23 protein-coding genes and 1 pseudogene are annotated in these 24,562 nt (G+C 61.0%); 8 read left to right on the top strand and 16 right to left on the bottom strand.

The features are described 5' to 3' along the window. Window positions 1-130 precede the first annotated feature (130 nt). Window positions 131-774: pseudogene (locus tag BMY91_RS08630) on the top strand (aldehyde dehydrogenase family protein); the annotation flags it as partial. Between the two features lie 301 nt (window positions 775-1,075). Here the strand turns inward: BMY91_RS08630 and BMY91_RS08625 are convergent. The 4 genes from BMY91_RS08625 to BMY91_RS08610 all read right to left on the bottom strand — a co-directional run bounded on the left by BMY91_RS08625 (window position 1,076) and on the right by BMY91_RS08610 (window position 4,498). Further along, a complete protein-coding gene (locus BMY91_RS08625) occupies window positions 1,076-1,441 on the bottom strand; it encodes a hypothetical protein (RefSeq protein ID WP_090820931.1) in 366 nt (121 codons plus the stop codon). Continuing rightward, window positions 1,438-2,379 carry a DODA-type extradiol aromatic ring-opening family dioxygenase gene (locus tag BMY91_RS08620; RefSeq protein WP_090820929.1) on the bottom strand — a complete coding sequence of 314 codons (942 nt, stop codon included), beginning with the start codon at window positions 2,377-2,379 and terminating at the stop codon, window positions 1,438-1,440. Before BMY91_RS08620 ends, BMY91_RS08625 begins: the two co-directional genes overlap by 4 nt. A gap of 77 nt (window positions 2,380-2,456) precedes the next feature. Beyond that, the gene (locus BMY91_RS08615; RefSeq protein ID WP_090820927.1) at window positions 2,457-3,287 is read right to left on the bottom strand and encodes a citryl-CoA lyase; all 831 of its coding nucleotides are present in this window, start codon (window positions 3,285-3,287) and stop codon (window positions 2,457-2,459) included. Further along, window positions 3,284-4,498: a CaiB/BaiF CoA transferase family protein gene (locus BMY91_RS08610; RefSeq protein ID WP_256212657.1), complete on the bottom strand. Its 1,215-nt coding sequence runs from the start codon at window positions 4,496-4,498 to the stop codon at window positions 3,284-3,286. Before BMY91_RS08610 ends, BMY91_RS08615 begins: the two co-directional genes overlap by 4 nt. 128 nt (window positions 4,499-4,626) lie before the next feature. Between BMY91_RS08610 and BMY91_RS08605 the strand changes: the two genes are divergently transcribed. The 5 genes from BMY91_RS08605 (at window position 4,627) to BMY91_RS23645 (ending at window position 8,345) form a co-directional block, all read left to right on the top strand. Next, window positions 4,627-5,430 carry an IclR family transcriptional regulator domain-containing protein gene (locus BMY91_RS08605; RefSeq protein ID WP_090820925.1) on the top strand — a complete coding sequence of 268 codons (804 nt, stop codon included), beginning with the start codon at window positions 4,627-4,629 and terminating at the stop codon, window positions 5,428-5,430. A gap of 155 nt (window positions 5,431-5,585) precedes the next feature. Beyond that, complete coding sequence (locus tag BMY91_RS08600) at window positions 5,586-7,214, top strand: bifunctional 3-(3-hydroxy-phenyl)propionate/3-hydroxycinnamic acid hydroxylase MhpA (protein WP_090820923.1); 1,629 nt, start codon at window positions 5,586-5,588, stop codon at window positions 7,212-7,214. After that, on the top strand, window positions 7,211-7,627 hold the full coding sequence (locus tag BMY91_RS08595; RefSeq protein WP_090820921.1) for a nuclear transport factor 2 family protein: 417 nt from the start codon (window positions 7,211-7,213) through the stop codon (window positions 7,625-7,627). The genes BMY91_RS08600 and BMY91_RS08595 overlap by 4 nt, the downstream gene beginning before the upstream one ends. 50 nt (window positions 7,628-7,677) lie before the next feature. Beyond that, on the top strand, window positions 7,678-7,893 hold the full coding sequence (locus BMY91_RS23415; protein WP_175538680.1) for a hypothetical protein: 216 nt from the start codon (window positions 7,678-7,680) through the stop codon (window positions 7,891-7,893). Beyond that, window positions 7,863-8,345, top strand: coding sequence for an MFS transporter (locus BMY91_RS23645; RefSeq protein WP_371261041.1), 483 nt, complete (start codon window positions 7,863-7,865; stop codon window positions 8,343-8,345). The genes BMY91_RS23415 and BMY91_RS23645 overlap by 31 nt, the downstream gene beginning before the upstream one ends. A 253-nt stretch (window positions 8,346-8,598) precedes the next feature. On the opposite strand, the gene BMY91_RS08585 is transcribed toward BMY91_RS23645, so the two are convergent. From BMY91_RS08585 to BMY91_RS08530, 12 genes are all read right to left on the bottom strand, one after another. Then, window positions 8,599-9,201 (bottom strand): TetR/AcrR family transcriptional regulator, encoded by a 603-nt coding sequence (locus tag BMY91_RS08585; RefSeq protein ID WP_090820918.1) that lies wholly within the window; start codon window positions 9,199-9,201, stop codon window positions 8,599-8,601. Between the two features lie 42 nt (window positions 9,202-9,243). Continuing rightward, window positions 9,244-11,532, bottom strand: a complete 2,289-nt coding sequence (locus tag BMY91_RS08580) for a beta-glucosidase family protein (RefSeq protein WP_090820917.1) — start codon at window positions 11,530-11,532, stop codon at window positions 9,244-9,246. Then, on the bottom strand, window positions 11,529-12,836 hold the full coding sequence (locus tag BMY91_RS08575; RefSeq protein WP_090820915.1) for an MFS transporter: 1,308 nt from the start codon (window positions 12,834-12,836) through the stop codon (window positions 11,529-11,531). The genes BMY91_RS08580 and BMY91_RS08575 overlap by 4 nt, the downstream gene beginning before the upstream one ends. 292 nt (window positions 12,837-13,128) lie before the next feature. Then, window positions 13,129-13,587, bottom strand: coding sequence for a VOC family protein (locus BMY91_RS08570; RefSeq protein ID WP_090820913.1), 459 nt, complete (start codon window positions 13,585-13,587; stop codon window positions 13,129-13,131). 113 nt (window positions 13,588-13,700) lie between these two features. Beyond that, the gene (locus BMY91_RS08565; protein WP_177179877.1) at window positions 13,701-14,678 is read right to left on the bottom strand and encodes a LacI family DNA-binding transcriptional regulator; all 978 of its coding nucleotides are present in this window, start codon (window positions 14,676-14,678) and stop codon (window positions 13,701-13,703) included. 70 nt (window positions 14,679-14,748) lie between these two features. Continuing rightward, window positions 14,749-15,963, bottom strand: coding sequence for a thiolase family protein (locus BMY91_RS08560; protein WP_090820908.1), 1,215 nt, complete (start codon window positions 15,961-15,963; stop codon window positions 14,749-14,751). A 14-nt stretch (window positions 15,964-15,977) separates the two neighbouring features. Further along, window positions 15,978-16,721, bottom strand: coding sequence for a 3-oxoacyl-ACP reductase FabG (gene fabG / locus BMY91_RS08555; RefSeq protein ID WP_090820907.1), 744 nt, complete (start codon window positions 16,719-16,721; stop codon window positions 15,978-15,980). 28 nt (window positions 16,722-16,749) lie between these two features. Beyond that, window positions 16,750-17,754, bottom strand: coding sequence for a cyclase family protein (locus BMY91_RS08550; protein ID WP_090820905.1), 1,005 nt, complete (start codon window positions 17,752-17,754; stop codon window positions 16,750-16,752). Continuing rightward, a complete protein-coding gene (locus BMY91_RS08545) occupies window positions 17,751-18,821 on the bottom strand; it encodes a zinc-dependent alcohol dehydrogenase (protein ID WP_256212654.1) in 1,071 nt (356 codons plus the stop codon). The genes BMY91_RS08550 and BMY91_RS08545 overlap by 4 nt, the downstream gene beginning before the upstream one ends. Next, entirely contained in the window at window positions 18,818-19,924 is a 1,107-nt protein-coding gene (locus BMY91_RS08540) for a mandelate racemase/muconate lactonizing enzyme family protein (RefSeq protein ID WP_090820901.1), read from the bottom strand. Before BMY91_RS08540 ends, BMY91_RS08545 begins: the two co-directional genes overlap by 4 nt. 23 nt (window positions 19,925-19,947) lie before the next feature. Next, window positions 19,948-20,727, bottom strand: coding sequence for a CoA-transferase subunit beta (locus BMY91_RS08535; protein WP_090820899.1), 780 nt, complete (start codon window positions 20,725-20,727; stop codon window positions 19,948-19,950). Continuing rightward, entirely contained in the window at window positions 20,724-21,743 is a 1,020-nt protein-coding gene (locus tag BMY91_RS08530; RefSeq protein ID WP_256212653.1) for a CoA transferase subunit A, read from the bottom strand. The genes BMY91_RS08535 and BMY91_RS08530 overlap by 4 nt, the downstream gene beginning before the upstream one ends. A gap of 169 nt (window positions 21,744-21,912) precedes the next feature. Here BMY91_RS08530 and BMY91_RS08525 point away from each other — a divergent pair, with 169 nt between their 5' ends. Continuing rightward, window positions 21,913-22,824, top strand: coding sequence for a LysR family transcriptional regulator (locus tag BMY91_RS08525; protein ID WP_090820897.1), 912 nt, complete (start codon window positions 21,913-21,915; stop codon window positions 22,822-22,824). A 116-nt stretch (window positions 22,825-22,940) separates the two neighbouring features. After that, the gene (locus BMY91_RS08520) at window positions 22,941-24,524 is read left to right on the top strand and encodes an Nramp family divalent metal transporter (RefSeq protein WP_143054052.1); all 1,584 of its coding nucleotides are present in this window, start codon (window positions 22,941-22,943) and stop codon (window positions 24,522-24,524) included. Window positions 24,525-24,562: the final 38 nt, after the last annotated feature.

Below are 24,562 nucleotides of genomic sequence, written 5' to 3'. Positions count from 1 at the left end.
GTCCTGGCTGAACCGGCCTGACCGTGCCGACGTCTCCTGATGCGTGGCCGGCCTGTTAGGGGACCGAATCCATCCTGACTGAAATCCGGGAACCGGCCTTCCGCGCCGGGCAGCCCTGCATGGTGAGCCAAAAAAGACAAGGAATAGAAACAATGAAGTCGCCTATGGCGCCGAATTCCTGCGATGGTTCTCCGAAGAAACTGTCCGTGATTACGGCCGCTATCTCGCCTCGCCGAAGGGCAAGAACAAAATTCTGGTCCAACGCAAACCCGCGGGCCCGTGCCTGCTGATCACACCATCGAATTTCCCGCTCGCCGTGGCTACCCGCAAGGTAGCCCCTGGTGAGTGCCGCCGTCGACGCCGGAGCCACCACCGTCACCGGCGGCGCGCCGGTTGACGGTCCCGGCTACTTCTACCAGCCCACCATCCTGGCTAACGTCCCCAACGATGCGGCCATCCTCCGTCAGGAGATCTTCGGCCCCGTCGCCGCGGTCACCACGTTCAGCACCGAAGAGGACGCCATCCGGCTGGCCAACGCCAGCGAAGACGGCGCGGCGTCCTACCTTCACAGCCGGGACTTCAACAAGCTGTTGCACGTGGCCGAACAGATCGAGTTCGGCATGGTTGGCTTCAACGCCGGCGTGAACTCCAATGCCGCGGCACCGTTCGGCGGGGTCAAGCAGTCAGGGCTCGGCCGCAAAGGGCGGCTCCAAAGGGGTCGCCGAGTACACCACCACCCAATACATCGGCATCACCGACCCCTACACGAGCTAACGTGCTGAATCGAGGTACCGGCCAACCTGCGTGGACCTTGACACCTACCCAACCGGGAAGTGCCGGGGGCCGCCTACTAATTGCCCTGTAGTAGTCGGAACGCGACCTCCGTCGAACTGGCGGGTACGGCCAGAGGGTGGGTTGAAGCGGGGGATAGGTTCCAGTTACGGTCACTAACGCACCAGGTTCGCATCGTCACGTCATACTCCGGGCCTTTCGCAGCCTGGCGAAGGGCCCATCCTCAAAGCCGGTCCGAGTGATCCGAATCAAATAGACCGCCGGATCGGCATCCGCTGGTTCCTTAGAGGGCCACGGACGGGTAGTCCTTACCCAGCCAGTGGTCCAGCTTTCCGGCAAATTCCCTTTGGAAGGAAAGAGGCCCATGTTCTCTGGTGTAGTCCTCTTCAAAGACGGCGACAAAGAGTGTCAGCGAAAGGAAGAAGTGGGCGCCGTTTTCGAACAGCCAAACGTAGTCCTGGTTGATCAGCGCCTGGCGTTCCTCGTCGGTGAAGGACACCCATGAGGTTTTCTCGACATCATTGAGCCATATGCCGACGTCTTTTTCCCAGTCCGCGAGTGCTCTGGCGGGATCTTCCTTGTAGCGTGCTACCCATCGGGGGTCGCGGTCCACCGTGTATAGGAATTTGTTGACGTAGTACTTGCTCACGCTGTGACACCTACTTTGGCAGTGACGGGTCCGGCGGTGCCGCCGGATACGGCGGCGGACTGCTCGGCTGCGGCGGCCTGTCTCCCGTTCTTGTTCGGGTACCACGTCATGAACATTTCCCTGGTGTGATACAAATCCAGCTGGTCCACGTAGTCGGCGTTTTCGGGGCCGGCGATGCCCATCATCAGGATCAGGTCCATAAAGCCGTGGGTGGCGTTGCCAGCCCCGGACATGGATTCGTGCGTGACGTTTTCCAGGATGGCCTCGATGTTGCCGGTGGAGAGCCATTCAATGGCCTGGCGGTCAAATTCCGGGTCGGGCCCGTGCTCGCCGAACTGCCGGGGCCCGCCTAGTTCCAGGCTCAGATGGCCGGTGCCGATCGCCGCGATGTTCTTGTCCGTCGGGTATTCATTGATCACCTGGCGGATGGCTCGGCCAAGGTCCCAGAACCGTTTTGGCGAGGGCAGCGGTGGAGCGAAGATGTTGGTGTAGATCGGAACCACCGGCAGATCAGCGTCCGGGCGGACGGTGATGATCGGACAGATGATGGAATGGTCGATTTTTAGTTCGTGGCTGAACGAGAAGTCGAAGCCGCGGTCCAGTAAGCCCTGATGCATGAAATTGGAGAAGGCAACATCCCCATCGAGCACGTACTTCGGGATGCCAAATTCGCGCTCCTCGTTATAAAAGGTGGCGTCGTATTTATTCTGTTTGCCAATCATGAAAGTCGGGTAATTGTCCAGAAAGAACTGGTGGAAGTGGTCCGCGCCGACCATGACAAGGATGTCAGGTTCGGCCGCGGTGAGCGTTTCCCGGTAGGCCTCGACCTTGCGTTTCCACTCGTCGGCCTGAGGGATGCGTTCTTCCGGGGGCGCGGTGGTGGCTTTGAGGTAGAACGGGTGGTGGGTGCTGGCCAGTACGGCTGTCAGTTCAGCCATTGCATCTCCTTTGATTGCGGCCGGCGTGCTCCGGGAGCGGCCGGGGTCGGCTACGGGCCGTGACGGCCCTTTTGGTATTAGTTGTCTTCCAGTGCTGCGGGTGACTGCGGGTCGACGTAGACGGCGTTCCGGTCCACTGCCATGTAGATCTCGTTGGCTATGGGGTTGCGCCGTTCCTCGGCTATCTGCCCGAGCAACCCTGCGGCGCGGGCGAGGAGGGCGAAACCTCGGAGCAGTTCGGGTGGCAGGCCGAGGTCGGCCAGAGCGGCACCGCAGACGCCAGCGCCGTTGAGCGGCAATGTGCGGCCAAGGGCCTTTTCGCTCATCCGGCCAATTGCTTCGAACAGGCGCAGATGTGGCCCGCGCAGGCCTTCCTCCTCGGCGATGCCGATCAGCACCGGCGTCCGGGGGTCGCCCTCCTTGTGGTTCGGGTGGCCCAGTCCGGGGACGAATTTGCCGGCAGCACGCTGGGCGGTGATGGCACCCAGTGCGAGGTCATCCCATCCCGCATCGGTGTCCGGGAGGTTCTCCTTGTGGGCTGCGAGGGTCGTGGCGAGGAACTGGCCGCAGTCTTCGGTGACACCGAGGAACCGGGAGCCGCCGCCGAGCAGGCCGGCGGCCATGGCTCCCTGGAGGGAATCGGGGGCGCTCAGGTAGGTGAGCCGGGCGGCGATGGCTGTGGGCGTGAAACCGTGGTCGGCAAGTGCCACTAGAACGGATTCAAAGACACGCAGCTCGCCAGTGGTGGGGCGGCGCATGGCGACGAGCCAGAAGGCGAGTTCGCCGAAGCTGGCTTTGCCCATCAGGTCCGCGGCGAGGTCCTGGCCCAAGAGGCGGATTTCTGTGGCGGAAGAGGTTCCCAGTGAAGTCGGGAACTGCAGCTTTTCCTGCTCGAGGGTGGGATTCATGATTCTCCAGGGGTTGAAGCGGTCGGGACGGCGGCGGCAGCAAGCCAGGCACGGATCTCATCGGTGTGTTCGCCTAGCTCCGGCGGTGCCAGATCGTACCGTGCCGGGGTTGCAGAGAACGTAATAGGGTTGCGCACGCCCGGGACGGTTTTGGCGCCGGCGCCCACCTGGACCACGGGCTGCAGCCCGAGATTCCGGGCGTATTCAACGCCTTGTTTGATGGTGTTGATGGGTCCGTTGGGAACGCCGGCTTTGTTCAGCTTCCCGAACCATTCTTCGGCGGTCCGGGTCTTCAGCCGTTCCACCAGCAGGGGGCGGAGTTCTTCGCGGAGCCGTGTACGGTCGGCGTTGTCGGCAAACCGCTCATCGTCGGCGAGTTCGGGCACGTCCAGTACGGCGCAGAGCTTACGGAACTGTGCGTTGTTCCCGGCGGTGATGATCAGGTCATCGTCCTTGGTCGGCAATGCTTCGTAGGGGAACAGGCTCGGGTGGGCGTTGCCCATCCTGAAGGGCGTGACGCCCCCAGCAACATAGGCGGAGGTTTGATTGACAAGCCCGCTCATGGCCGAGGCCATAAGGCTCGTCTCTATATTTTGACCCTCGCCGGTGCGGTTGCGGTGGTGCAGGGCGGCGAGGATGCCGATGGTCGAATGCAGCCCTGCCATGACGTCGAAGACGCTGATGCCGGCGCGGTAGGGTTCCCCATTTGGGTCACCGGTGAGGCTCATGAGCCCGGACATCGCTTGGACGATCAGGTCATAACCAGGAAGGTCGGCGCCTTCGGCCGTGCCAAATCCGCTAATAGAGCAGTAAATGACGGCCTTGTTGCGTTCCCTGACCGAGCCGTAGTCCAGTCCGAACCGTTTAAGTCCGCCGGGCTTGAAATTTTCGATGACGACGTCGGCGCGGGCGGCGAGCTCCTTGGCCGCGGCGAGGTCGTCCGCTTCCTTCAGGTTCAGCACGACGGATTTTTTGTTGCGGTTGATGGCCGAGTAGTAGGTCGACACTCCGTCGGGCCGGACCGGGGGCACCCACGAGCGGGTGTCATCCCCGCCCGGGCTTTCGACTTTGATGACTTCGGCGCCCATGTCAGCCAGGAGCATGGTGGCATAGGGCCCGGCCAGAACGCGGGAGAAGTCGGCGATGATGATCCCGTCCAGGGGGCGGGCCGTCCGGGCTTTGGCGGCCTCCAGATGGGAGTGGCTGGTCACAGTGGTTCCTTTCGGCTTCAAACTCACCGTCCGTCTAGCGGACAACCGTCCGAAGATGTGAGATATTTATAGAATGAGCTTTTGGCGCGGATGTGTCAAGGCTCACCAAAAGCAAAAGGAGGTGCGCGATGGCGCAGCGGGGAACAGGTCCAGACTTCATAGAGGCTTTGGCGCGCGGCTTGGATGTCCTGCGGTGCTTTTCAACAGACCAGCCGCATATGAGCCTGAGTCAGGTGGCACAGGCCGCGGACCTGGCACGCCCCACGGCCAGAAGAATCCTTCTCACCCTGGAAGAGCTCGACTATGTCAGGGCAACCAATGGCGCCTTCACCCTGACACCTAAGGTCTTGGAGCTTGGAATGGCCTACATCGGGGCACTCGGGCTCTGGGACATGGCCCGGCCCCATTTGGAAGATCTTGTGGGAAAGACCGGCGAGTCCTCCTCCATGGCTCAGCTCGATGGCTCCGACATCATTTATGTAGCCCGGGTCGCCGTGCCCAAACTGATCGCACTCAGGGTTGACGTAGGGACAAGATTCCCAGCGATGCTGACCTCCCAGGGAAAAATTCTCCTCGCCGCCCTCGCCCCTCAGGACGCACTGCGGGTCTTGTCTCAGCCTTCCCGATCAAGCGTACCGGCACCAAGCCAGCTGGATGAGAAACGCATCCTGCAGATTCTTGCAGACGTCCGCCATCGGGGGTGGGCGCTGGCGGACGAGGAACTGGCCCCGGGTGTCCGCTCTATCTCCGTAGGAGTGCGCGACGGCGAAAATGCGGTTCGCGCATCGATGAACATTACAGTCCAGGCTCAGGAAACGAGCGTGGAAAAGCTGACCTCCGAGTACCTGCCCATGCTGCAGGAGGCGGCCGCAGCCGTCGGGAAGGACTGGGCGCGCTGGCAGTCCCGGCCGGCAAAGTCCCTGAAACCCTAAGGCCTGAACCAAATTACTCAGCCCCCACCGCGTGACTCTTGACACGCCTCTTCGCCTTCTGTCACCATCGTTTCAATAAAACGTACACGTGTCCGCCAAGCGGACAGTGAGCATTTCCTCTGGGAAACAGCGATGGAAGCGGAGAGCAAACACCCATGAGCCACTCACCGGGCAAAGACGCCCAAACTACGGCAGCTCAAGACGAGCACTTCGATGTAGTCATCGTCGGTTACGGACCCGTCGGGCGACTGCTCGCCCTGCAACTGGGCCGACGCGGTCACCGCGTGGCCGTGATCGAACGCCAGGAAAGGGTCTACCCGCTCCCCCGGGCCGTACACTTCGACGACGAAATCGGCCGCATCTTCCAGTCAGTAGGAGCCGGGCCGGACATCATGGCCGAGGTTGTAGAGCCCTACGACGATTTCTACGAATGGCGCAACGCCAATCAAGAGACACTCTTGCACTTGGACTGGCGCGGAGCCGGTCCCTCCGGCTGGAATGTCAGCAATTTTTTCTACCAGCCCGGAATGGAAAACTTCCTCGACGCCAAGGTCATGGCCCTTCCCTCGGTGACCATTCTGCGCGGATGGGAAGCTATCACCCACACCGAAACTGAAGACAGGGTCCTGCTGCAGATCCGCAACGCCGCCGACGAACGCCGCGAGCTCAACGCCCGTTACGTCGTCGGCGCCGACGGCGCCAACAGTAAGGTCAGGGACTGGATCGGCACACCGATGACCGACCTTGGATACTTCCACGACTGGCTCGTCGTAGACCTCATCCCTGTGACGCCGCTGCAGATCAGCCCTCCCGCGTCCCAATTCTGCGACCCCGATCGGCCCACCACCGTCGTCCCGGGCGGCCCCGGGCGCCGACGCTTTGAATTCATGCGCCTCGAACACGAGACTAAGGACGAACTGAACAACGAAAGACGGGCGTGGGAACTCCTGCGGCCGTGGGGCGTCACCCCCGAGACCGCCAAAATGGAACGCCACACCGTCTACACTTTCCAGGCACGCTGGTGCGACGAGTGGCGCCGCGGCCGCCTGCTCCTGGCCGGAGACTCCGCGCACCTGATGCCACCCTTCGCCGGGCAAGGCATGTGCTCGGGTCTGCGCGATGTTGCCAACCTCGAATGGAAGCTCGACCTGATCCTGCGGGACCTGGCGCCCGATTCACTGCTGGACAGCTACGGCCCGGAACGCTCCGAACATGTCCGCCACTTCATCGACCGGTCCATGCAGCTCGGAGAAGTCATCTGCCTGACCGATCCCGGCGCCGTTGCCACGCGGGACGCAGCGATGGCAAAGGACATCGCCGACGGCGCCTCGATTCCTCCCCGCCCGCTGCCCAAACTCGGTGATGGCCTGCACCGTGCCGACGCCGGCGGTGGCACGCTCTCCATCCAGGCCCCTGTCCAGGCCAGGGCCGGACAGACGCTCTTCGATGACGTCTTCGTTCCCTCCGGAACACTGCTGCTCAAAGATGCCGACGTCCGCACCCACCTGCCTTCAGATGCCGCCAGCGGACTGACAGGCCTCGGATTCCAGATCATCGAGTTTGGCCAGGAGCCCTCGGATACGACAGCGGTGGACGCTACCGGAGCCTATGGCCAGTGGTTCGATGCCCTCGGCGCCGATGCCGTGCTCGTCCGCCCCGACTTCTACATCTACGGCGTCGCCGGGGTTGATGGTCTTCAGACGCTGGTCCGCGACTTCCTCTCGGATCTGGGCACGCCGATCGAGGCCGTTGAGACGTCCGGTCTCAGCGCTGCCGCACTGTGACCACGTTCCCGACCTCCGGCAGCGCCCCGGAGCTGCCGGAGATACGCTACACCATCGAAGAATGCCTGGCCCGCTACACCCGGGCCATAGACAATCAGGACCCGGAAACAGCCGCAACGCTGCTGGCCAACGCCGTACTGCACTTCAAAAACAACCCCCCGTTGCAGGAACGCCGAAAGATCGCAGCATTCTTCGCCACCATGTTTCCAAACCCGTCGCGCACCCGCCACCTGGTCAGCAACCTGACGATCGAGCCGGGTACGAAGCGCATCGAATACAACGCCATTTACCAACGATGGTCCGTGGCTGATCCCACGGCTCCCGTCTGTGAGGCGCTCGGTCACTACGCCGGCAGCTTCACTCCCGTTGCGGCCGGACTTATCTGGTCGGAGCACCGGGTGATCACACGTTAACCCTCCAAGGCAGAACGACGTGCCATCCCTTCCTGTTCAAGGACCCCACCATGACAAGTCCAGCAACCGGGCAGCCCCAAACCGGCCGCTCCGCTCGGCCATACCTTTCCAATTCCACCATCGTCCCCCTCTGCATGTTCGTCACGGTCGTGGAAGGCTGCAACCTCATCGTCTTCGGGGCCGTCGTCCCCTCCAGGATCCAGACCTTGGAATCGACGAACAGACCACCGGCACAGTGGGCGGCATCGTCTATCTCGGTGCATTGACCGGAGTGCTGCTCGGAACCAGCCTCGCTGACCGCTTTGGCCGCCACAAAGTCATGGCCGCTGCCGCCACCGTTTTCTCAATCGGGGCTGTAATGGCCTCCATGGCTCCCAACCCCGAACTCCTCGGACTCGCCCGGTTCATCACCGGCATCGGCGTCGGCGGAACGATCACCACCGCCATGACGCCGGCCCGCAATCACGCCCCTCACGCCAGGGCCAGCCGTCCCAGAAATTCACCGCACTGTTCGAAAACGGCGGCTCAATCCTGGAACTTTTCGTTTCTCCCTCACCGACGCAGCAGTATTCGGCTCATTCATCGCCGCCTGCGCAGCAGATCGGTTCGGATCCGCCGGGGTCACCATCATCTGTGCAACACTGACCCTGACCGGGCTCTTCGGCGTATTGGCCGGACCGAGATCACTTCCCATGGTTCTGCTTTTTGTCGCCCTTAGCTTCGTAAGGGGCCCAACAAGCTCGGCGCACCAGCGCATGAACGCCGATACCGAGCGTTCCGTGGGTTCAACCCAATGCTCCTCCTGTGTCAGCCCGATGTAAAACCTCTTCCTAATAAGCCGGTTCCGGGCCGGGGCTGGCTTCCCCAACAAGTCAATGCCAGCAACCGTGGGAGCCGTAGCCTCCCCAAAGCATGTGTCAGCCATGACAAGGAAGTTCGTCAAGTCCTCACGGGCGACCGTTGAGCCCGCCTTACTCATGCTGGCCAGCCATTTTCGTGGCCAGATCTTGCGCTGCAAGCGTGGCGACCAGCACGATGGCTTTCCTGCGACGGTCAGTACGTCCAGACCCTGCCCCGGCCATCAATAGATCCACCTGCGACAAGACAACCCCCGCACTGCACAGAGTCAGGATGGTGACAAGCAAGTCAGTGGCGTCATGATCAAGAATACCCGGGAGCGCCCGGCGCATCTCCCTTATGAGTCGGGGTGTTTGTTCCCTGCAAATGGCCTCGCGACCTGCCGGCACCCCCTCTTCCAGGCCTACCCAGAACAAAAGCTTGGCTGTGCCGGGTTCCGCTGCATGGAAGTCAAACAGGCGACCCGCGAAATCGCCCACTGCCGCTACGCCGCTGCCCTCGATACTGAGGCCCATGAAGAATCGGTTCAATTCAGCCGTTATCACCGCACCGTAGAGCGCATCCTTATTGCCAAAGTATTGGTAGATGCGCTCCTTGCTGACGCCGGCTGCCTTTGCGATGTGGTCCATGCGGGCCCCGGCCAGTCCCTTGGCGCTGAACTCCGAGACGGCGGCGTCCAGCAATTGGGTTTTTGTTCGTTCTGTATCCCACGCCACTTATGATGGATCCCTTTCCTTGAGTCGATACCGCGGGCGGAACTACTGGTTCTGCCGGCTGATGAAATCTTGGAGATCTCCTGGTTCCAGAGGGATGCCCGGGAACTCAACGATGGTCGCAAGGGGCATAGCCAGAACGTTGGCACGGCCTGCTTCTTCGCCGAGAAGGTCACCGATCCTGCCTCGGAAGCCGCCGCGGCTCTCGGCCAATGCCCTGAGCTGCGGCCCGATGACGGCGTGATCCATGAAGTCCCCAAACGTGGACCACTGATTGAGCGGAACCACAATCGCTTTGCCCGGCAAGGCAACGTCCGCGGCCAATTTGAGGTCCCTTGACGATGAACCGATGTGAACCGTAGCCAGTCCGCCCTCGTATGCCCAGCCTCCTACGCCACTGTGCCAGTGCTCCAAATCGGCCCGGCGGACGGGGATCCGAACAACCTCGGAAGCGCCGCCGTCGAGCTTGATTTTCTTCCACCCCCTCAGCTCGCGAGGCGGAGTCTGCACACCACAGCAATGATCCGTCACATAAACCTGTACTACCTCGGAGCCGGAACGGATACCAGTGTTGGTGACCAGCACCTCCACCTCAAAGGCGATGGGATCTTCGAGCGGGCGGACACTGACAGCAAGGTCTGAATAACTGAAGGTAGTGTAGGAAAGTCCATGGCCAAACGGATAATCCACGGCGAGATCCCTCGCATCGTGATAGCGATAGCCCACGTGAATCCCCTCGCCATAGACGACTTCCCCTGCCTCTCCCGGGAACGAAAGGAAGGACGCAGTGTCTTCAAGGCGCACCGGAATGGTCTCGGCCAGGCGTCCACCGGGCTCGGCATCTCCCAAGAGGACATCCGCAATGCTGTCCCCGTGAGCTTGTCCGGTCAGCCAAAATTCCACGATCGCATTGACTGACGAGCGCCAGGCCGCCGTGGTGACAACGGCGCCGTTGCTGAGGCTGGCAATCTTGGGAACGTCCATGGGCCCAAGACTGCGGAGAAGTTCCAGCTGGTCTTCCGGGAGATCTATCGACGTACGGTCAACGCCCTCGGATTCGTAGGCGCCGGGCAAGCCAAGGAACAACAGAACCACATCGGCGCCGCGGGCCGCATTGACAGCCTCCTGGACCAACTCGGCCGATGCGGCGCCGGCGTCCAAGTGATATCCAGGCACGAAATCTACCACCCAGCCGCCGGACTCCAATCGGCCCGTCAGCGCGTCGAGTGCAGACACTACGCGCGAAGCGTTCACCCGCGAACTGCCGGCACCCTGATATCTGGGCGTGCGGGCGAGTTCGCCGATGATTGCCACCCGCCGCGGCGTTGAGACGTCCAACGGCAGCGTTCCGTCGTTGGTCAGCAAGACAGCGGACTCAGCAGCAGCATGCCTTACAAGCTCGTGATGCGTATCGTGGTCGAGTGCCAGGTTTGGGCTGTCTTGCGTGGTCCGGGCGGCGAGGCGAAGGAGCCGTTCCGCACTTCGCTCAAGCACGACCGGCGGGATCAGGCCGTTCTTCAGGGCGCCGCTGACACGCGCGTCTTCCGGTCTGCCCGGCATGCGGAGCTCCAACCCGGCGTTGACGGCGGCTACAGGATCGTGCACAGCGCCCCAGTCGGACACCACAACTCCGTCATAGCCCCACTCTCCGCGCAGCAGGTCCGTGAGCAGCCAGCGATTCTCCGAGGCATAAACCCCGTTGATGCGGTTGTACGAGCTCATCATGGACCATGGTTGAGACTCCCGCAGGGCTACCTGGAATGCCCTGAGGTAAACCTCGCGAAGGGTACGTTCATCCACCTCGGCACTGATCCGAAGACGGTCGGTTTCCTGGTTGTTTACGGCGAAATGCTTCAGGCAGGCAGCCACATTCTGGCTTTGGAGACCTCGCACTGCCGCAGCTGCAAGGCTGCCGGCCAGGAGCGGATCTTCGGAGTAGTACTCAAAGTTCCTGCCGCACAACGGGCTGCGCTTGATATTTAGTCCGGGACCGAGGACCACATCAACGCCAGCGGCCCTGGCCTCGTGTCCCAAAGCCGCACCGATGGCCTCAACCAGTGCGGGGTCCCAAGATGATGCGAGGGTAACTGCAGGCGGAAAACATGTGGCGGGGGCACTTCGTTCCAGCCCGAGATGATCGGGGTTCTCGTCGTTCTGGACGCGGAGGCCGTGCGGACCGTCCGCAAACCGCAGGGAGCGCAGTCCGATGTCCGGCACTTCCTTGGTGGTCCAGTAGTCCGCACCTGTGGTCAGTGCTGCGGCTCGAGCGTGGGAGACGCCCGATGATGACGGGTCGCTCCGGGCAATGGATGCTTGAGGGATTACGTCGGTCATCGGGTTCCTCGAATAAATTGAATGAGAACTGCCCCTGCAAACGCGAGTCCCGCGGCTATGAGGTAGAGGGATGTGTAGTTGCCACTTTTACCGTCAGCGTTGATGAGCAGCAGCGCCGGCGCCAGCACCGGGGCGACAGTTTGGGGGATGGTGCTGGAGAGATTGAATACTCCCATCCCCTTGCCCGCTGCGGTTCCGCTGTCCGGGAGGACCTCCGCAATAAGCGCCAAATCGACGCCGAGATAGAGGCCGTTGCCCAACCCGGCGATGACCATTCCGACGAGGAACATCTCCACGGTGCTTGACATCGCGACGATCACCATGGCGATCACGAACAACAGGGACGCAGCAATGACAAAGGGCTTCCTGCGACCGATACGGTCAGACAACCATCCGCCGCCGATACTGGATACCGCAATGGCAAGCGCCAGCACGAACATGGCAAGCGTCAGTACGGGCGCAACTGTAGCTGTGGTGTACCCCAAATGGTCGATGAGGAAATACGTCTTGTAGGTGGTCAGCAGGTACAGGGCAATCCAAGCGAAGAATCGGCCGAACCAGGCGAAACCGAAATCGGGGTGTTTCAGAGGGTTGATCCAGAAGGAACTGAGCACCGTGCGCGCGGTCTCCCTGACGCGCTCTCCCCGGGCTTTGGGGACCTCACGAAGGGTAAGTGCGAAGGGAAGGACCATGAGGGCACCCACTAGGGTGGGCCAGATGAACATGGAAGCGCCGGATGTGCCCACTAATTGGATGAGAAAAGTTCCGCCCACCACTCCCATCTGTCCCGTCATGCCCATGAACCCGGAAACGCGGCCGCGCAGCGCCACCGGAACCCGTTCCGGAAGAACGGACATGATGGCCGCCAGCGCTGCATTGAACGCGCACTGCGCAGCGGCCCAACCTACGGCAACCCACAAGATGGACGGGGCGAAGCCGATCGCCAGGAGTGCCAGCGCACCGCAGGTGAACCCCACAATGAGGAACGGGCGGCGCTGTCCCCAGCGGGACGTCGAACGATCACTCAAGGCACCGAAGATGGGATTGGATATCAGCGCGGCACCCGCACCGACCGCGGAAACAAGGGCAAAGGACCCTGCTTTGCCTTCGGGGTCGATTTGCCCAACCCGCAGGGCGATGGTCACGGAGGCTGGAGTGACCAGCGCCAGGTAGACGCCGATCAGGGCCGCTATATATTTGGCGATGAACCACTTGCCGACCTGTTGGCCAGTAAGCCTGATGTTTCTTTCAGGTGCACCCTCTTCGGCTGATTGAAGAACTGCCCTTGTTTCCGTATGGGTCATTACTACTCCGTTGTAAATATGCCCGGACGGCACGCTCAATGGAAACTCTCGTCCGAGTGGTTGCGCCGGCGTGCGCCGCCCTGTGAACTGAACGGCGCTCGAGCCGGTGTACTTTCCGTGGGTGTTAGCGGCCTGCGACGGCGAGGGCCATCACGGTGTCCAGTCAGTAAGCTTCGCACCACTACTGATTCGATTAAGTAAAGCGAAATCAGAAGCCCGCGTGATTCACAGTCCGCTTTTGCCAAAGGCGCCCCACCTGCGCTCCCGTAGCGCAGGTGGGGCAGGCAGCCAACTACTTCCCGGTGTCCTTAACCTGATGGATCTCAATCATGTTTCCGGCCGGATCGGTCAGGAAGATCTGGTGCCAACCCTCCACGGACCAGATTCCCCAGTCATCGAAGGGAATGTTGTGTTCCGTCAGCCGGGCCTTGATCGCCTCAATGTCATCAGTGCGGAAGGCGAAGTGGCCACCTACCAGCGGGTTGACAGTATGCCCTTCCTGGAGAGCAAGGTAAGCCTGACGCCGGGTGGCGTGCACCTGCAGCTCTTCGGGATCGCCGGCCTCGAAGAAGCGTGCCCCCTCTTCCCATTCGGCGTCGCCGTCCGTCTGTCCGGATTCAGCGGCATGGGTAGTCGCGATCATCTTCGGCGATGGCAGCAGGGGCAGGCCGAGGGCATCGCGGTAGAAGTCGCTAAGTGTGTGCATGTCATCCGAGGTGACATTGACGTGATGAAGGCGAAGGTAAGCCATGGGAAATTCCTTTCGAATCGTTCATCCAGTATCTGACCAGCCATGTATCGGCGTCCAATATTTATTCGAGGATGAGTTATGCAAAATCAATATAAAAGCGGGCCATTTAAAGCCTAGGCAGACTCACGGATTATCATCGAAAGCACGTCCGGCTTGGCGTCGTTGACCATCTCCTCGCCGCCGATGGCGGATGCAACCCGGTCCGCCAGATAGCGTCCGAAGAGGGTGTGGTTCTGCCTGACCGTGGTCAGGGGTGGCTCGGCAAACTGAGCGAACGGTTCATCGTCCACCCCAACAACGGCCAGGTCAAAGGGAACGTTCTTCCCGAGCCGCCGCATACCAGCCAGGACCGCTGCAGCAATCTGATCGTTGTACGTGGCCATTCCGGTGACATAGGCAGCAGTTTCAGACATGCCTTTCAAGGCACTGACAGACCCATCAACGCTGAGGTCAAAGCCCAGCTCCACGGGCTCGCCGAGCTCCAAACGATGGCAGGCATTCCTGAATCCATGCCATCGCTCAGCGCTTAGCGTCTCCAACTTGGGATCCAGAACGCGTGCATAGGCAAGGTGCCTATGACCCCGCCCTGCCAAGTATTCTGCCTGCATCGCACCGATGAGCTCCTGCCTGATCCCAAATTCTGCAGTAGCAGCGGCCACCACCACAGTGCCGGATTCTCTGATGAGCAGCTCATCTCCAGCGTCCATTGCCTCAACAGTCATGAGCGCCGCTGGTGCGAGTTCCCGCCACTGGGAAATCAGGGAGCGTCCGGGGCTGGGTCGCTGAAGCAGCAGGGACAGCCCATGCAGCGCGAGCCCTTCTGTGACCTGCTCGATAACCCTCGACAGCGCGTGGCTTAGCGGCCAATCCGGAAGTACAAACAAGACCGTGTCATTGCGACCTATCCGGAGCGCCCGGGCCGCCGCAAGCGACGTATAGTCCAGTTCGCGGACCGCTTCCAGAACCCGCAGCCGAGTGTGTTCCGGAATCGACTGGTTTGGCGTCTGGTTGAGCACGTAACTCACGGTGGTCTTGGAAACTCCCGCAGCCTTTGCGACGTCGGACGCGGTCACCCTCTGTGCACGTGGCACTTTGCTCCCTCCTGCGGTCATGGTCCATGCCTTTAGAAATCTACTCCCCGCCCCACCTCCGTGCCGACGATTACTGCTCCACGCCGGCGGTGACGTTTTCGAGCACCACGGCCAGGCCTTGGCCCACGCCGATGCAGATCGCTGCGACGCCCCAGCGCTGCCCTGAAGCCTGCAGGGAACGGGCCAGCGTGCCCAGGATGCGGGTACCGGAAGCACCCAGCGGGTGACCCATCGCGATCGCACCACCGTGCTGGTTCACGATTGCGGGGTCAATCCCCCACGCGTCAACGCACGCCAGCGACTGCGCGGCGAAAGCCTCGTTAAGTTCGACGGCGCCAACCTGGTCCCAGCCGATGCCCGCCTTCGCGAGGGCCTTGTTAGCGGCCTCCACCGGGGCGAATCCGAAGAACTGGGGATCATTGCCGTGCGCACCGCGGCCCGCGATCCAGGCCAGGGGTTCAAGACCAAGCATGGACGAAGCAGCCTCTGAGCCGATCCACGCCGCCGAAGCACCATCAGACAACGGCGAGGCGTTCCCGGCGGTGACCGTACCGCCGTCGGGCCCGTCAGACTCAGCCCGGAACACGGTCTTCAATCCGGCCAGCTTCTCCGCAGACGAACCGGCGCGGATTCCCTCGTCACGGACGAGGTCCGTGCCGGGAACCTGTGACACAAGGTTGTCGTAGAAACCTTCGTTCCACGCAGCGTCGGCCAGATTGTGGGAGTCGGCCGCAAAGGCATCCTGCCGTTCCCTGGTGATGCCGTACTTCTCGCGGAGCCGTTCGGTGGCCTCGCCCAAGGAGATGGTCCAGTCCTTGTTCATGGCCGGGTTCACCAAACGCCAACCGAGCGTGGTGGACGCCAAGGTCATGTCGCCAGCCGGGTAGGGCTTGGACGTCTTCGGCAGCACCCACGGCGCACGGGACATGGATTCGGCGCCACCCACCAGCATCAACTCAGCGTCACCGGCGTTGATCTGCCGCGAAGCAATGATCGCCGCGTCCAACGAGGACCCGCAGAGCCGGTTGACCGAGGTACCCGGAATGGAGACCGGCAGGCCAGCCAGGAGCGTGGCCATGCGGGCGACGTTGCGGTTTTCCTCGCCGGCACCGTTGGCGTTACCGAACACCACCTCGTCAATCCGCTCAACATCCAACCCCGGAGCCCGCTTCACGGACTCACGGACCACGTGGGCAGCTAGGTCATCGGGACGGACAGCAGCAAGACCGGAGCCGAACTTGCCAAAGGGCGTGCGCACGGCGTCGTACACAAAAGCCTGATTCATGGGTTTCCTTCGTCCTAGATGTTTCGTCCGCCGGCGATTTCCAGCACCGTACCGGTCAAGTAGCTGGACATGTCACTGGCCAGGAACAGGATCACAGACGCCACTTCTTCCGGTTCACCAAAACGGCCCAGAGGAACCTCGGCCAACCTGGACTCGAGGACTTCAGGTTTCATGGAGTCGATAAGTGCTGTGCGAATGATGCCCGGCTGCACGGCGTTTACCCTTACTCCGGCAAAACCGACCTCTTTTGCCGCAGATTTGGTCAGGCCAACGATGCCAGCCTTGGCCGCACTGTAGTTGGTCTGCCCGGGGTTGCCTACTTTGCCCGAAATGGACGAGACGTTGATGATGGAGCCGCCGTTGGGTTGATCCCGCATGATGTTCGCAGCAGCGCGGGTCCCCAACCAAGCCCCTTTCAGGTGGACTGAAATGACGGCGTCGAAATCATCCTCGGACATCTTCCGCATGGTGGCGTCACGCGTAAATCCGGCGTTGTTCACCCACACGTCGAGGCCTCCGAAGGCGTCGCGGGCCGCTGCGGCGAGACGATCGACGTCGTCCGTTGAGGTGACGTTGCAGCCGATGCCCATGGCGCGGTCGCCAATGCCCAGGCCGGCTGCGGCTTTGACGGCCTGTTCGGCATCGAGATCGCCAATAACAACGTTGGCGCCTTCCTTGGCGAAAGCGACAGCAGTCGCCAGCCCCAGTCCGTTGGCGCCACCGGTGATGACAGCCGTTCGTTGCTTAAGCAATTCCATGATTTCTTCCTGATCGGGTAGACGATGCCTAGCGGATAGCCATCGCGTTGGAGGGAGAGCCGACGCCTCCGGGCAGTCGCAGCGGGTTTGCCACCACCATGCAGTCGTAGCGCTTGTCGTCGTGGCAGGCCTGCGCCAGCTCATCCAGATACCAGAGTTCACCAATGGCAAGGCCAAGGAGTGGAATAAGAATGCGATGCAGCATGCCGGTATGGGAGGAAGCCGCCAGTTTCCCGTCAATCTCAGCTTGGACGGTCAGTTTGGACCCGGAGGCCGGCCACGCTTCCAGTGCAACATTGTCAGCGGCGGCAAGGGCAACTTGGTGGTCCCAGAGCCATTCAGCTGTGGCGTGGCTGGGTTCCAGCCCGACGGATACCAGCGGAGCACCGTCGTCCAAGGCGTTTAAATGTTGCTGCTCCAGACGGTGACCGACCCAACCAAAGCGCACCATGAGGATGTCGCCGGACATCAGGCTGACGCCCTGGTACTCGGCAGTGGCGTCCAAAACGTTGACCGGGATAGCCCGGGGTTGGCTGAAGTCAAGGGGCTCACCAGTGTGTTCCAGGTACCGGGCAACGTCCAGTAGGACTCCCCTGCCGGCTATGCCATGCTCGGCAAACCGTTGGATGCCCAGGGTTGGATCCCCAGCGATGAGCTTGTTGGCGTCCGCGTCATTGTAAAAACCGTAGTCAGGGTTTCCAAAGTGCCTCAGCCCGTCAATCTGACTGGTGGCTTGGGGAAAGAGGTTGTCGATGCGGTCGTCCCGATGAAACTCGTTGAGTCCGAAGACATTGTGTTCCAAGGAGCCCCGATGAGAGATCAGTGGCTTTGGGAAAGCATCAAGCGGGAGATCCAGTGAATGCGTATTGCCCGAGGCCACCAATCCGGCAGCTTGTTTCCTATGCTCCGGGGTCAGGAAGTTCAATGTTCCCAACTCGTCGGCGGCGCCAAAGATGCCCCAACTGCTGCCGGGCGGTGCGTCAGTACGATTGAGCAGCTCGCTGTAACGTGGGAAACTTGCGTCCCGGTTCATGGGGCGGCCTGTTTTTCGTGATCCGGAAGCTCCGGGATCAGCAGCACCTTGCAGGCATCCTGGGAGAGGAGCCCAATGGCTTCATCCATGGCAGACAGCGGAAGCCGATGAGTGACGAACGAAGACAAATCGAGCTTTCCGCCCGCCACAAGCTCAGCAATCTGCTCCCAAGTCCCCCATAGGGAACGCCCGAAACTACCCGTAAATGTAAGGCCCTTCTTGATGAGGTGGGCAGCGACGTCGAGTTCAAGGGACCTGCCTGGAATTCCGACGGCGACGACAGTGGCCTCCTTGCGGACTGCTTCGAAGAGCGACGCCAAAGCTGCCGGAACTCCGGAGGCATCGAAAGCAACATCGAATCCGACCTTCGGTCCGGACAATTCGCGGCAGATCCCGGCGACGTCGTCCGTGGGCGTCACGGACGTGGCTCCCAGGCCATCAATGAGGCTCCTGCGATACTCATTGGGCTCGACCACCACCACTTGGCCGCCACCAAGGGCCTTGGCAATCGCGGCGATGAAGAGTCCTACTGGCCCACCACCCGTGATGAGGACATCGGCGCCGGACATGTCCACTTTGGAGCGTTGGATCGCGTGCATTGCCACACCTGCAGGCTCAAGAAGAGCCCCCTGTTCCAGGGGAAAGCCTTCTGGCAATTTGAAGCAGGCCGTGGCAGGCACCACCAACCGCTCGGCGAAGCCCCCGTCCAGGTGCAAGCCCAGAAGCTCCATATTCAGGCAGTTATGGGCATCGCCTGTCTTGCACGGGTAACAGTTCCAACATGCCACGTGGGATTCGAGCGCCACGGTGTCACCAACCCGAAGGCTTTCCACACCCGGCCCTACCTCCATGACCGTTCCCGCACATTCGTGCCCCAAGACCACCGGGATGTTGAGGTTGAATGCTTTGGCCATAGGCGAGAACTCATAGAGTTCCCGGTCCGTGCCGCACACAGATGCTGCGGCTATGCGGATCTTGACCTGACCTGCATCGACCGTCGGTTCCGGGTAATCGGTGCGGTATTCGACGCCGCGCTCTGGCTTCGCTTTGAGAATTGCACGCATCATGCACCATCAACTCGGTAGTGGGCCAGTTTTTCCTCATCGATCGCGGCTCCGACGCCGGGGCCTTCCGGCACTTCGATGCGGCCATCCCGAATCACCAAGGGCTCAGCCAAGAGGTCATCCGCCATATCCAGGAAGTTGGAGAGCTCACCCGCGCGACGGCTGGTAGCTTCATGGGCAGCGCCAAACACAACGGTGGCAATGGTGCCGATTTGGGTATCAATTTGGTTGCCCATATAGACATCAACACCGAGCCCCGTGGACAGTCCCAGAACCTCTTGGGACTCCGTAAATCCTGTCCGTGCTGTCTTGATGCAAATGCCGTCACACCCGCCTGACAGCAGTTCCCGCGAAGCATCGCCGGCAGTCGGTACGCTTTCGTCGCCAAAAATAGGAATGGTTGATCGCTCCACCAACCGTCGCCTGCCCATGGCTTCCTTGGCATCACAGGGTTCTTCCAAGAAGGCCAAGCCCAGTCCTTCGGTGCGCCGCAGGACTTCGATTGCCTCATTGGCCGTCCAGCCGCGGTTGGCATCCAGGTAGATCTGTACGTCCTCCCCCAGACCTTCACGGAGGACGTGGCAGGCCTCGATATCCAGTGCTATGGGACGCCGCCCCACCTTGAGCTTGAAGGTGGTAACCCCATACTCGGAACCGAAACGTTGGGCTTCCTCCAACAGGAGTTCGGGTTCCTTAAAGCCCAGCATGTGACTAACCCGCATGCTGGGAGCGTACCCACCAAGGAGGCTCCACACGGAAGCGCCCGTGGCATGTCCGATGACGTCCCAAAGCGCAATGTCCACTGCCCCCTTGGCAGTGTTGTTATGGACGGTGCGGCGCAGGGTCTGCTGGACCGATTGACGGTTAAACGGGTCCATCCCGATCAGTGCAGGCGCAAAGATTCCGTTGATGACGGACACAATAGAGGCTTGGGTCTCCCCATAGGTATAAGGCCTGGGCGGAATATCGGCCACCCCCACTATGCCGGTGTCCGTGTGGATCCGCAGCAAGACATGATCCGCAGTAGTGACTTCACCGCTGGCAAACTTCAAAGGCCTGACGTAGGGGATTTCGTAGGGAATCGCTACAATGCGTTCAATCTTCATTATGAGACTGTCTTCCTTCGGAGTCAGCGCAGGTAAACCCTGCGGGGGTCAATTTCCGTCCGCAACAAGCGCAGTTCTTCGGCAGTTGGTGGAGGAGTAACCTGGAAGTCCTCCGCCACCTTCAAATCCCAGCCGGTATTGGCCAAAACGTGGTCAACGGAAACACCTTCATGCACCGCCGAGAGCTTCAGTTCATCATGAACGCCGGATCGCGTCAGGATGCCAAGCTCGGTAACCACCTTGGTCACACCGGCGCCGCGCACCCGTCCACCTTCAGCCAGAGCACGGTCCGGCCCGGGAGACGTGCAAAAGTCCAGACTCTCAACAAACGTGCGCGCGTCATGGCGGCGCATAACAACAAAGACTTCCTTGGAGTTCGCGGCCACTTCAACGGCTCCACCCGACCCAGGCAGCCTCACCTTGGGCTGCTCCCACGGGCCAATGACGGAGGAATTGAGGTTTCCCCATCGATCAATCTGAGCAGCGCCCAGGAATCCGACGTCGATGTGGCCGCCCTGGAGTACATAGCCAAAGAGTACGGACATGGACAGCACCGCCTCAGCTCCTGTAATGAGCACCGAGTCCGCAATCGTTTCTGGCAGATGGGACGGATGGGCACCGCAGACACCGGATTCGTACACGATTTCCAGGTTGGGTTCAGTGGTCATACTGGCCAAGGACACGGCCAACGTAGGCAGCCCGATTCCGGCAAAAACAGTGTGCCGGCCAGCCAACTCCCGGGATGCCACCACAGTGAGCAACTCCGTGGCCGTGACGCCTACGCCTTCTGCTACTGACGTCATTTCGATTCCTTAACGTGGTGATCGGCATCCAGGGCCGGTTCGAGTCTTGTTCCGTAGTTGATTCGCCCGCTTAGCGCTTGACCGACGCCGAGGCGGCTCAGTGTTGACGAACCCAGTTTGGCCAAATATTCAGTATGGTCAGCGGTCCCGTAGATCCATTCCTCCATCCAGGCCGACAACAACGTCTTGTCGCCACTGATGCCTGACCACGCACGGTAAAAATCGTTGTCGCGGTCGGAATAGCCCTGGGAAAAGGACGGGTGCGTAGCCCCCGGGCATTCCACCACTGCGTCAACTGCCAACGCGGGAATCACCGTGCGATTGGGATCTGCGCGGATGACGTCATCGTCCACCACTTCTTCGACCACGACGATCGCGCGCTTCGCTGAGAAGACCGCCTCTGCCTGGATACCGGTCAACCCCCACATTTGGACATTGCCAGAGCGGTCGGCGCGTTGGGCATGGACGATTGCCACATCGGGATTAATGGGCGGTACAACATAGATTTCTTCGAAGGCACCATCGTCATCGGGAAATGGCGAGGTTACTTTACGCATCCCCTGCTGGATTCTCGGGAGGTCAGATCCGAAGTATGACCGCAGCGGATAGAAGGGCAACCGCTGCGCTCCTGCCAGGTAGCGGCAAATCATGCCGTAGTGGCTGTACTCCTGGTAGTCCAAGGGCTCCGGATCTGCCCGTTCTATCCTGCGGCGAATTTCCCCCAGCGAGCCCGCCGATGAGTTTCCTACGAATGAGGAGACCAGCGTGGCGATGCATCCGCCGGCAAGCATCTGATCTACCACGATGTCAGCTGTCATGCGGACAAGTGTCAGGTTCTTCCTGCGCTGCCGGATAATTTCATGCCCTGCCGCGGTGGGAATGGCATGGGTAAAGCCTTCGATTGCCACCACGTCTCCGTCGTGGACGTATCGGCTGATCGCTTCCTTCATTGAAAGCGTTTTGTCTTTGGTCCTGGCAGCAGCTTTCGGCGGCGTTGCCGAGTCTTGAATGGTCACCGGGAAGCTCCTTTAATACGCAAGAGGTTACGTTCTGCTGCGTCAACCTTCCCAAAGCAACTATGCTGCGTCCAATACTAATCAGGCCCCCTCTTATACAATGCATAGATATATGGTTAATCGGGATGCACCGCCGCCCGCATACCACCGTCAAACGAAGGACGCGCGCATGGAATTCAAGGAACTCGAGGCTTTCGTGGCGGTAGCGGAGGAACTGCACTTCAGCCGCGCCGCAGAAAGACTGCAAATCGCCCAGCCACCCTTGAGCTATCGCATCCAACAACTGGAGAAGCAGTTGAAGGTCAAACTTTTCAACCGCAACACCAGATCGGTGACATTGACCGACGCCGGCGAACGACTACTTGGCCCCGCCCGCAAGGTGCTGGCCGACGTCGAACTTGCACAAGCTGCTGCACAGTCGCTCACTGCCGGTGAATTCGGGAGGGTGCGGCTGGGGTTTGCGGGAGCGTCCAGCAGTAAGATCCTTCCGCCCTTGGCGCAGGAGGTTCGACGCCGCTATCCCGGGATCGATTTTGTCCTGCAAGGCCAAACGTATGCGTATGCAGCACTCGACCAAGTGGTGAACGGCCAGTTGGACCTCGGCTTCGTCCGGCTTCCCATCAACCATCCGGAGGTGGATTTCCGCATTGTCGAGCACGAGCGCCTCATCTGCGCCCTGCCGTCGTCACACCCCCTTGCAGGCGAGGCGGAAGTGTCTTTGGCTCAGTTGGCCGATGTCCCGTTCATCAGCTTTCCGGCAGAAGGGGGCTCCTCCCTCAGGGCAGCGCTTGTCGAATCCTGCGCCCGCGTGGGGATAACGCCCAGAATCGTTCAGGAAGCTCCGGACTCGTACACCATCCTCGCCCTGGTTGCCGCTGGCGCCGGCGCCACACTAACCCTGACATCCGTCCAGCACGTCCAGCCAACCGGCGTTGCCTACCTCCCACTAGCAGGTGATCCCGTCTGGCTCCACGCAGCCATCGCCTGGCGAAAGGACAATAGCTCCCCCGCCCTGGCACGGGTCTTGGAAGTGTTCGACGAAGTGCTGCCAGAGGCTGGCAGCGAGGCGAGTGCAATATAACGTCTTATCTAATTTTCCATATAAACCATGAGCGATTGGTATTTGTGCTAGATAGGAATTTCTCCTTAGCATTCATGGAGAGCCGCTGTTAGCGGCATCACATTCGAATGTGGCAGTTGACCGGCACCAGCCCGGGATTGCCGTCATCGCCAGCTACGGCCAACGTCGGCCCGCAGCAGAGGCGCACAAGGACACCTAACGAGAATGAGCTCGAGGCCATGACATTGCATGATCCACACACATCCGGCAAGGGGTTGAAAGGCGACGAAGCCTCCGGTTCCGCCGGACGCCAGAAGACAGGCCGACTCCCGGCCCTCCGATGGGCTGAACTGCCCAAACCCGTCGCGCTCCGCAAGATGCTCGGCCCGGGTGTCATCCTGGTCGCTGTCGGCATCGGGTCCGGCGAGTACATCTCCCACCCCTACATCACCAGTCAGGTCGGCCTTACCTTCCTGTGGGCGGCCGCCGTCGGATTGGGACTCCAGTACTTCATCAACACCGAAGTAGCCCGCTACACGTTGGCCACAGGCGAAACCGCAGTTACTGGGTTTACCCGCCTATGGCGCGGATGGGCACCCATGTTCGTCATCATGACAGTCATTCCTTTCGCCTGGCCGGGCTGGATGAGCAGCGCTGCCACCATGGTGACCTTCACCGCCGGCGGGCAGGGCAATGTCCAATGGATCTCCATCGGGGGCCTCGTACTCATTGGTCTGGTACTGACGCTCTCCCCCATCGTCTACAAAACCGTCGAGCGCCTCGAGTTCCTCAAGGTGATCGCCATCCTCATCTTCGCCGTCGTCATCATCCTTTTCGTCATCGGATGGGAGCCGTGGGCCGCATTGCCCTCCGCCACTGTGCAGGGGGCATTCCGGATGCCCGACGGCATCTCGGCAGCATTCCTGGTCACGGCGATGGTGTTCGCAGGTGGCGGTGGAGCCCTGAACCTTACTGTCAGCAACTACATCAGGGACAAAGGCTGGGGCATGGGAGCTCACGCTCCGCGCATCGTCTCCCCCATCACTGGTCATGAGGAAGCCGGTTCCGGCACGGGAACCCAGTTCAAGATGACCCCGGAGAACACTGCCAACTGGAAGATCTGGTGGAAGAACGCGAAGACCGAGCAGTTCTGGTCGTTCTTCGTGATCGGGTTGTTCACCATCGTGATCTTCTCCCTCCTGGCTTACCGGCTGATTCCCGTGGGCACCTACGAGGGCAAGGGCGACCTTTCCTTCATCCAATTTCAGGCAAGTGTGATTGGCGAGCAATTTGGCGGTGTCCTGCAGACTTTCTACCTGCTTATCGGCACTGTTGCTCTGATGTTCGCCAACCTGGCCGTAGTGGATATCGTCGCCCGCGTGGTGGCAGATGTCCTGGCAGTCAGCTACCTGCGTGAACACAAGTTCTGGACCGAAGCCAAGATCTACTCGGTCTCCGTGTGGACCATGGTCGGTCTAGGCATCGTGATCCTGGGGGCCGGCGTAACCCAGCCGATTACCCTGCTGGCCATGGCCGCAATACTCAACTGCGGCGTCATGGTGGTGTACTGCGCCCTGCTCATCCAGGTCAACCGCAAGCTCCACAAGGTGGTCCGCATCAGCCGGCCACGCATGGTTGCCCTTGGTATCGCCGTGGTCTTCTACGCCGCCGTGGCCATCTTTACCACCATCACCCAGATTCAAGCCATCGCTGCCGCGTAGGCAAACACGAAGCAGCACCCCACCCCTCACCGAAAGGT

The organism is Arthrobacter sp. yr096, assembly GCF_900108925.1.
Taxonomy (GTDB): domain Bacteria; phylum Actinomycetota; class Actinomycetes; order Actinomycetales; family Micrococcaceae; genus Arthrobacter.
This window is presented reverse-complemented; position numbering and strand designations above follow the sequence as displayed.

Excerpts from the sequence above, each read along its gene's own strand:
- BMY91_RS08620 (WP_090820929.1), bottom strand. The coding sequence starts at position 2,379 with ATGGCTGAACTGACAGCCGTACTGGCCAGCACCCACCACCCGTTCTAC.
- BMY91_RS08615 (WP_090820927.1), bottom strand. The coding sequence starts at position 3,287 with ATGAATCCCACCCTCGAGCAGGAAAAGCTGCAGTTCCCGACTTCACTG.
- BMY91_RS08605 (WP_090820925.1), top strand. The coding sequence starts at position 4,627 with ATGGCGCAGCGGGGAACAGGTCCAGACTTCATAGAGGCTTTGGCGCGC.
- BMY91_RS08600 (WP_090820923.1), top strand. The coding sequence starts at position 5,586 with ATGAGCCACTCACCGGGCAAAGACGCCCAAACTACGGCAGCTCAAGAC.
- BMY91_RS23415 (WP_175538680.1), top strand. The coding sequence starts at position 7,678 with ATGACAAGTCCAGCAACCGGGCAGCCCCAAACCGGCCGCTCCGCTCGG.
- BMY91_RS08580 (WP_090820917.1), bottom strand. The coding sequence starts at position 11,532 with ATGACCGACGTAATCCCTCAAGCATCCATTGCCCGGAGCGACCCGTCA.
- BMY91_RS08575 (WP_090820915.1), bottom strand. The coding sequence starts at position 12,836 with ATGACCCATACGGAAACAAGGGCAGTTCTTCAATCAGCCGAAGAGGGT.
- BMY91_RS08570 (WP_090820913.1), bottom strand. The coding sequence starts at position 13,587 with ATGGCTTACCTTCGCCTTCATCACGTCAATGTCACCTCGGATGACATG.
- BMY91_RS08560 (WP_090820908.1), bottom strand. The coding sequence starts at position 15,963 with ATGAATCAGGCTTTTGTGTACGACGCCGTGCGCACGCCCTTTGGCAAG.
- fabG (WP_090820907.1), bottom strand. The coding sequence starts at position 16,721 with ATGGAATTGCTTAAGCAACGAACGGCTGTCATCACCGGTGGCGCCAAC.
- BMY91_RS08550 (WP_090820905.1), bottom strand. The coding sequence starts at position 17,754 with ATGAACCGGGACGCAAGTTTCCCACGTTACAGCGAGCTGCTCAATCGT.
- BMY91_RS08545 (WP_256212654.1), bottom strand. The coding sequence starts at position 18,821 with ATGATGCGTGCAATTCTCAAAGCGAAGCCAGAGCGCGGCGTCGAATAC.
- BMY91_RS08540 (WP_090820901.1), bottom strand. The coding sequence starts at position 19,924 with ATGAAGATTGAACGCATTGTAGCGATTCCCTACGAAATCCCCTACGTC.
- BMY91_RS08535 (WP_090820899.1), bottom strand. The coding sequence starts at position 20,727 with ATGACGTCAGTAGCAGAAGGCGTAGGCGTCACGGCCACGGAGTTGCTC.
- BMY91_RS08525 (WP_090820897.1), top strand. The coding sequence starts at position 21,913 with ATGGAATTCAAGGAACTCGAGGCTTTCGTGGCGGTAGCGGAGGAACTG.